General features: G+C 65.0%; 6 protein-coding genes. 3 read left to right on the forward strand and 3 right to left on the reverse strand.

What is annotated here, in order from left to right; genetic code table 11:
• The first annotated feature begins 10 nt into the window (after positions 1–10).
• On the forward strand, positions 11–1,246 hold the full coding sequence (locus HPY64_05150) for a glycosyltransferase family 1 protein (protein NPV66517.1): 1,236 nt from the start codon (positions 11–13) through the stop codon (positions 1,244–1,246).
• A 53-nt stretch (positions 1,247–1,299) separates the two neighbouring features.
• Here HPY64_05150 and HPY64_05155 read toward each other — a convergent pair whose 3' ends face one another.
• Positions 1,300–2,076 (reverse strand): class I SAM-dependent methyltransferase, encoded by a 777-nt coding sequence (locus tag HPY64_05155; protein NPV66518.1) that lies wholly within the window; start codon positions 2,074–2,076, stop codon positions 1,300–1,302.
• A gap of 126 nt (positions 2,077–2,202) precedes the next feature.
• Between HPY64_05155 and HPY64_05160 the strand changes: the two genes are divergently transcribed.
• Complete coding sequence (locus HPY64_05160) at positions 2,203–3,534, forward strand: Gfo/Idh/MocA family oxidoreductase (GenBank protein NPV66519.1); 1,332 nt, start codon at positions 2,203–2,205, stop codon at positions 3,532–3,534.
• Here HPY64_05160 and HPY64_05165 read toward each other — a convergent pair.
• Entirely contained in the window at positions 3,531–4,364 is an 834-nt protein-coding gene (locus tag HPY64_05165) for a hypothetical protein (protein NPV66520.1), read from the reverse strand. The two genes, HPY64_05160 and HPY64_05165, sit on opposite strands and share 4 nt — an antisense overlap.
• A 30-nt stretch (positions 4,365–4,394) precedes the next feature.
• Positions 4,395–4,988, reverse strand: coding sequence for a histidine phosphatase family protein (locus tag HPY64_05170; GenBank protein ID NPV66521.1), 594 nt, complete (start codon positions 4,986–4,988; stop codon positions 4,395–4,397).
• A gap of 188 nt (positions 4,989–5,176) precedes the next feature.
• On the opposite strand from HPY64_05170, the gene HPY64_05175 reads away from it, so the two are divergent.
• Complete coding sequence (locus HPY64_05175; GenBank protein ID NPV66522.1) at positions 5,177–6,037, forward strand: GlcNAc-PI de-N-acetylase; 861 nt, start codon at positions 5,177–5,179, stop codon at positions 6,035–6,037.
• The last annotated feature ends 254 nt before the right edge of the window (positions 6,038–6,291 follow it).

The raw sequence follows: 6,291 nt of genomic DNA on the forward strand, positions 1-6,291 counted from the left end.
GAGTCATTGTATGGCTGAATTCTGGTTCGTTTCCGCGCCGTTGCCGGGCCATCTGGACTGGGGCGGCTACCTCAAGACGGCGCAGGCGCTTCAGGCGATGGGCGAGCACGTGCTGTGGATCAGCGGGCCGCCGGTGGCGCGTACCATCGCAGCAGCCGGGCTGCCCTTCGCTACCATTTCGCAGACAGGCTGGCTGTGGCCGCTGCCTCCGCCGCCTGATTTGACAAGCCTGCCACCGCAAGAGGCGATTCGCCTGCGTTATAGCCGGGCGCTGGATACCTGGCTGACCGAGGCGTTGATTATCCCGGCGGTGGAGGCGCTGCTGGCGCTGGCAGAAGTGCGCGGCAGACCGGGCGTGATCGTCACTGATCCTTTTCTGGCGGCCTCCGCCCTGGCGGCGGAGGCGCTGAATGTCCCGCTGGCGGTCTGCGGGTGGCCGTCGTTGCCTGCCCCGGCGGAGGACGCTCTGCTGCCGATCCAGGTGACTCTGGCCGCGGAGGCACGGGAGCGGATCGCCCGGCTGGCGCGACATTTTGGCGTGCAGGGCGCGAACTTCTCACAGGGGCCAACACCCGCCGTACAAAGCCCGCACTTGCACATCAGCTATTTTTCCCGTTACTGGCATCAATCCGACCCGGAGATTCTGCCGCAGACGCAGTTCGTCGGTGGAATGCCCGCGCCGCCGCAGGGCGATCCGCCGGATTGGCTGCGGGCGCTGGACGGCGCACCACTGGGACTGGTGACGCTGGGCACGGTTTTTACCGGCGATCTCGGTTTCCTGAGCTGGGCTGCCCGGGCGCTGGCCCGGATCGGGGTGGTGCCGCTGGTGGTGCTAGGCCGACCATTGGAAGCCGGGCCAAAAGCGGAACTGGTGGCCGCGCTGCCGCCGGGCACACGCCTGCTCAACTGGGTTGATTTTGACCATGTCTTCCCGCGGCTGAGCGTGATTGTCCATCATGGTGGGATGGGTACAACCCACGCAGCGGTGGTACACGGTCTGCCACAGGTGGTGGTGCCTCACGCCGCCGATCAGCGCGGGCAGGCGCGGCGTGTTGCTCAGGCCAAAGTCGGGATCAGCCTGAGCGCCCTGGAGGTGCGGCAGGGGAAGCTGCTGCCCGGCATCCGGGCGGTGGCGACGGATCCAGGCGTACGCGCTACAGCGCAGAAGCTGGCGGCGGAGTTCGCGCGGCTGGGCGGCCCGGCACGGGCGGCGGCATTGCTGCAAGGGCTGGTCCGCAGAGAGTGAGATATTCGTGTAGTCAGAAGGCTCAGGATCGCCGGTTGCAGCGCACCGGCCTGCTACTTGCGACCCAGCAGCAAGCCATAGTGAATCAGGAAGGTTTCCCCACCCCCGGGGAAAAGCTCCGGCTGGAGCCACTCAGCGGCCTTCTCTGGTGCCTGGATCAGCATCGCCCGCAGGCGGGTCACTGTGTCAGGCGCGCAGCCCATCCGCGCTGCCCATTCGGCCAGCCGATGGCGTTCCACGTAGGCTTCGCTGTGTAGGATTTCCAGCCCGGCGATTTTGAACATGCCCTCCCAGCGTGGGAGGCTGAAGGCCCAGGCGTGGCTGGGATCGCGCAGACGCTCAAAAGCGTTCACATAGCGGGCAGCTTTGCGATTTGTGGGCATAATCAGGTCGATCATGGCTACCAGCCCACCGGGGCGGGTGACCCGCGCTGCCTCATGGACAAACTGCTGAATACTGGGGAAGTGGTGCGGGGCGATCCGGCAGGTCACCAGATCAAACACCTCAGCGGCGAAGGGCAGCGCCATGGCGTCAAGCTGCTGATAGGCGATGTTGGCCAGGCCGAGTTGCCGGTGATGCTTCCGGGCGGCCTGCAGCATGGCCAGGGTGAGATCGGCGGCGATCACATGGGCGACGTGCGGCGCAAAGATACGCGCGGTGTGCCCTCCGCCCGTAGCCACATCCAGAACGCACCAGCCGGGCTGTGGATCGACCAGGGCGACCAGGCGCTCCAGGTCTGCGCCGGCGGCGTGCGTGGGGCTGGTGACGTAGGCGGCGGCGTGCTGGCTAAACTGGCGTTGCACAAGTCGTCTGGTGATTTCGCCGGTCATTGAGCCTACCCTTTCTTTCCCGTGCGTCCTAAGTGTAGCCGGGCGCGGCGGGCGCTTCAACCGGTGAATTATGTCCAGCGGGCAGGCTGGCGGCTGATGTGCGGTACGAGGTGAAGGAGGAGCAGGGTGAAGAAGCTCAAACTGGCGTTGATTGGCGCCGGGCAGCGCGGGACGGATGTCTACGGACGCTACGCGCTGGAGCACGATCCAGACCTGGAGTTCGTGGCGGTGGCGGAGCCGGTCGCAGAGCGCCGGGCGCGCTTCGCCGGTCAGCATGACCTGCCGCCGGAGGCGCAGTACGCCTCCTGGGAGCCGCTGCTCAGCCAGCCCCGGCTGGCCGACGCGGTGATCATCGCCACGCAGGATAACCAGCATGTGGCCCCGGCGCTGGCGGCGCTGGAAGCGGGTTATGACGTGCTGCTGGAGAAGCCGATGGCGACCACACTGGAGGATTGCACGGCGCTGGTCCGCGCTGCGGAGCGCAGCGGGCGGCTGCTGCAGATTTGCCACGTGTTGCGTTACACGGACTTCTTCCGTACCGTTCATGACATCGTGCAGAGCGGGCGGCTGGGCGATGTGGTGACGTATGAGCATCGCGAAAATGTCGCCTACTACCATATGGCGCACAGCTTTGTGCGCGGTAACTGGCGGCGCGCCGATCAGTCCAGTCCGATGATCCTGGCCAAGTCCTGCCACGATCTCGACCTGATCTACTGGATTCTGGCCGAGCAGGTAACCCGTCTCAGTTCGGTCGGGACGCTGCGTCACTTCCGCGCCGATCAGGCCCCGCGCCCGGACGTGCCGGCGCGTTGCACCGATGGCTGCCCGGTCGAAGTGTCGTGCCCGTTTTCCGCGCCGGGTATCTACCTGGACTATCGCCCCTGGCGGCCAATGGCGCGGGAGATGGGCTTGCCGGATAACTACGATCTAGGACAGGTCCTGGAATGGCCGATGTCTACGCTGGCCAACGGCGACCTGCGTCGCGAGTCGATCCGGCGTGCGTTGGAAGAAGGGCCTTATGGCCGCTGTGTCTACCGCTGCGACAACGATGTGGTAGATAACCAGATCGTGACCATGCAGACTGAGGCAGGCACAACAATCAGCTTCTTCATGCATGGGCACAGCCACGAAGAAGGTCGCACGCTGCGCATCGACGGGACGCGGGCGACCCTGTTCGGCGAGTTCATGCTCCTGCGGCAGGAGATACGCATCCACGACCATCTGACCGGCGCGGCGGAGATCATCCGGCCAGAGGTCAGACTTGGTGCGCATGGCGGTGGCGACCAGGGGTTGATGGCGGCGTTCGTAGCGACGCTGCGCGGCGGAGGGCAGGCGCCGCTGACCGACGCTCGCGCCGCGCTGGAAAGCCATCTGCTGGCCTTTGCCGCGGAACAGGCCCGCGTGGAGGGGACAGTGATCGACATGGAGGCTTACCGGCAGGCCGCCCTGGGTGGCTAAGCGGACGTCAGCATGCGCTCGGCGGCGGCCAGCGCGCCCGCAGTGATCAGCGGCGGCAACGCCAGCGGCAGCCCGATCTCTACCAGTAATCGGACCGGCGCGGATAGCGGTAACAGCCGCAGCAGGTTGACCAGCAGGAAGTATGCGCCCAGCAGAAGTGCGGCCCAGGTTGTCCCGGCGATGCGGAAAGAAACGGTTGCTCCGGCCAGCACCCCGAGCGCCCCGGCCATAACCAGCTCCAGCAGCGGGCGGATCAGGCTGGTCAGCAGCCCGGCCACGATGGCCAGCCGGATGAGCAGCGGATGTTCCGCCGGGAACCACAGCGTGCCATGCAGCAGGGCAATCGGCGGTAGGCTGAGGACGGACGCCAGGTTTAGCAGCAGGTTCAGCATCGCTGCATGCCGCCAGATGCTCCCGGCGATATGGCCCAGGAGAAGCTCCCGCAAGTTGGGCGGCGTCGTGCGCAGGACCTCCAGTGTCTCATTCTGGCGCTCATCCAGAATGGTACTGGCGGCGGCCCGGCTGACGCCCAGCAGCAGCCGGGCATACAGCACAAAACCTACCGGCAGCAGGATGACCGCGGCCAGCGTCAGAGCATAGGCCGCCGCCAGAATCGGCAGCAAGGCCATCAGCATCAGCGGATGCGACAGGTTGAGCCTGGCCAGGGCAATACCGGGGAGGGAGATGAATACCAGCCCGATCTGGATCAGGAGCATGCGTAACAGCCGGGAAGCATCGGGCGTTTCGGTTGCGCCGAGGGTATGGATGTGACGGCGAACCAGTGGGTGGGTACGGCGCGCCCAGACGGGGAGGAGCGATTCAGAGGGCATAATGGCTGGCCGATCTGCCGGGGCAAGCCGCTAGTAGCAGCGGGCGACGACCGAGACGCCGCTATTGCGGGTATCGCTATGGAGCAGCGTCCAGCGCGGCGAAATCTTCAGCCACAGGAACAGCAGCCGGAAGATGCCCTGGTGGCCGACTACGCCGAAGTCTGCCCGATTTTCGGTGGTCATTGCCTCCCAGGCGCGGCGGATGCGCAGGAAGGCCTGTAACGCAGTTTCGGTGTCAGGGGTGAATGGGTTAAGCAGGCGCAACCCGGAACGCAGGTAAGCCCGCTTGAGACTCAGCCGCCGATCCGGCGGCCCCGGCAGGCGTGCCGGGAGTACTTCGTACAGATCGTCGCGGATGATCACGGGCAGATGCAGGCTTTCCGCCAGGATGCTGGCTGTCTGCCGGGTACGCAGGAGTGGGCTGCAGTACAGGCAGGCAAGCCCCCTTCCGACCAGCCGCGCTACAGTAGCCTGCACCTGGGCGATTCCCCGTGCGTTCAGCGCCTCGTGCGCCACATGATCGACCATGTGGTTGAATTCTGTCACTGTGACCTCTCGATCCAGCAACAGGATGTTGCCGTCAACCTCGCCATGTCGGATCAGGTAGATGGTCTGCAGGGTCATTGTCTTCAGGCAGTAGCCAGCCACTGAGCGCTGTGAACCTGGGGCTTGCCGGGGTAAGCTTATGCTCCAGGGTGCTATCAGCGCCCCGTTCTCCAGGCTGTCAGGGGCGATTATAGCAGGTTAGCCCCGAACCCCGAAAATGTGCAGCGATACTGCAGAGGAAGATTGCCGTGTTACCAGAATCATCGATGCCTGAAAAGCGGCTGCTGGCTGTCTTTGCCCATCCGGACGATGAGACGTTCGGCCTTGGCCCAACCCTGTTGCATTACGCCCGCCAGGGAGTGGGGACGTATCTGATCTGCGCCACCAATGGCGATCTGGGGGATGTGCCGTCGGAATTGCTGCGCGGTTTTGCCTCGGTGGCCGATCTGCGCCTGAATGAGCTGGCCTGCGCGGCGGAGAAGTTGGGCATCCGGCGGGTCTTTACGCTGGGCTACCGCGACAGTGGCATGATGGGCGACCCGGCCAACCAGCACCCGGACAGCCTGTGGCAGGCCGATCAGGAAGCGCTGGCCGGCCAGATTGTCCGCATCATCCGGGAGGTGCGGCCACAGGTGATTGTGACGTTTGATCCGTATGGCGGTTACGGCCATCCCGATCACATTGCTATTCACCGCGCTGCGGTCCGCGCTTTCCACGAGGCGGGGGAAGCAGAACGGTATCCGGAACAGATCGCTAGCGGCCTGACACCATACCGGCCGGCCAGGTTGTACTACATGCTGATCCCGCGGGCGATGATCCGCGTTGCTGTTGCTCTGGCCCGCCTGCTGGGGCGCGATCCGCGCCGGATGGGACGCAACCGCGACCTCGATATACAGGCGATTCTGGAGGCTTCGCTGCCGATCCATACCCGGCTGGACGTACGCGCTGAGTATGACGCTGCGCTGGAAGCCTACGCCTGCCACGCCAGCCAGCAGACGGGCGGGCTGGGGTTACCGCTGCCCAGGATCATTGTGCGCCAGGTGCTGGGCTGGCAGACCTTCCACCGCGCCTGGCCGGAGGTGAAGGACGGGCGCCTGGTGGAGCGCGATCTGTTCGCCGGGCTGTAACACGCAAAGCACCTGACACGCCTTTGCCAGAGGTACGCTGCAGGCCTGGATAGCTTGCCGGGGCGATCCGAGGTGCCTGACGTTTGACAATTGCCCTTGTAGGGCCTCCGCCAATCTGTTAGACTCATAGGGCAATCGCATGTGAAACTCTAATGTAGGACAATGGCAGCCAAACGACAAGGAGGCTGCCATGCTACCCGAAACGAGCTTGCTCGCATACTTTGCAGACCTGGAAGACCCGCGCAATGACCATC

It is taken from the genome of Anaerolineae bacterium, from assembly GCA_013178165.1.
Classification (GTDB): domain Bacteria; phylum Chloroflexota; class Anaerolineae; order Aggregatilineales; family Ch27; genus Ch27.

Excerpts from the sequence above, each read along its gene's own strand:
- HPY64_05150 (NPV66517.1), top strand. The coding sequence starts at position 11 with ATGGCTGAATTCTGGTTCGTTTCCGCGCCGTTGCCGGGCCATCTGGAC.
- HPY64_05155 (NPV66518.1), bottom strand. The coding sequence starts at position 2,076 with ATGACCGGCGAAATCACCAGACGACTTGTGCAACGCCAGTTTAGCCAG.
- HPY64_05165 (NPV66520.1), bottom strand. The coding sequence starts at position 4,364 with ATGCCCTCTGAATCGCTCCTCCCCGTCTGGGCGCGCCGTACCCACCCA.
- HPY64_05170 (NPV66521.1), bottom strand. The coding sequence starts at position 4,988 with ATGACCCTGCAGACCATCTACCTGATCCGACATGGCGAGGTTGACGGC.
- HPY64_05175 (NPV66522.1), top strand. The coding sequence starts at position 5,177 with ATGCCTGAAAAGCGGCTGCTGGCTGTCTTTGCCCATCCGGACGATGAG.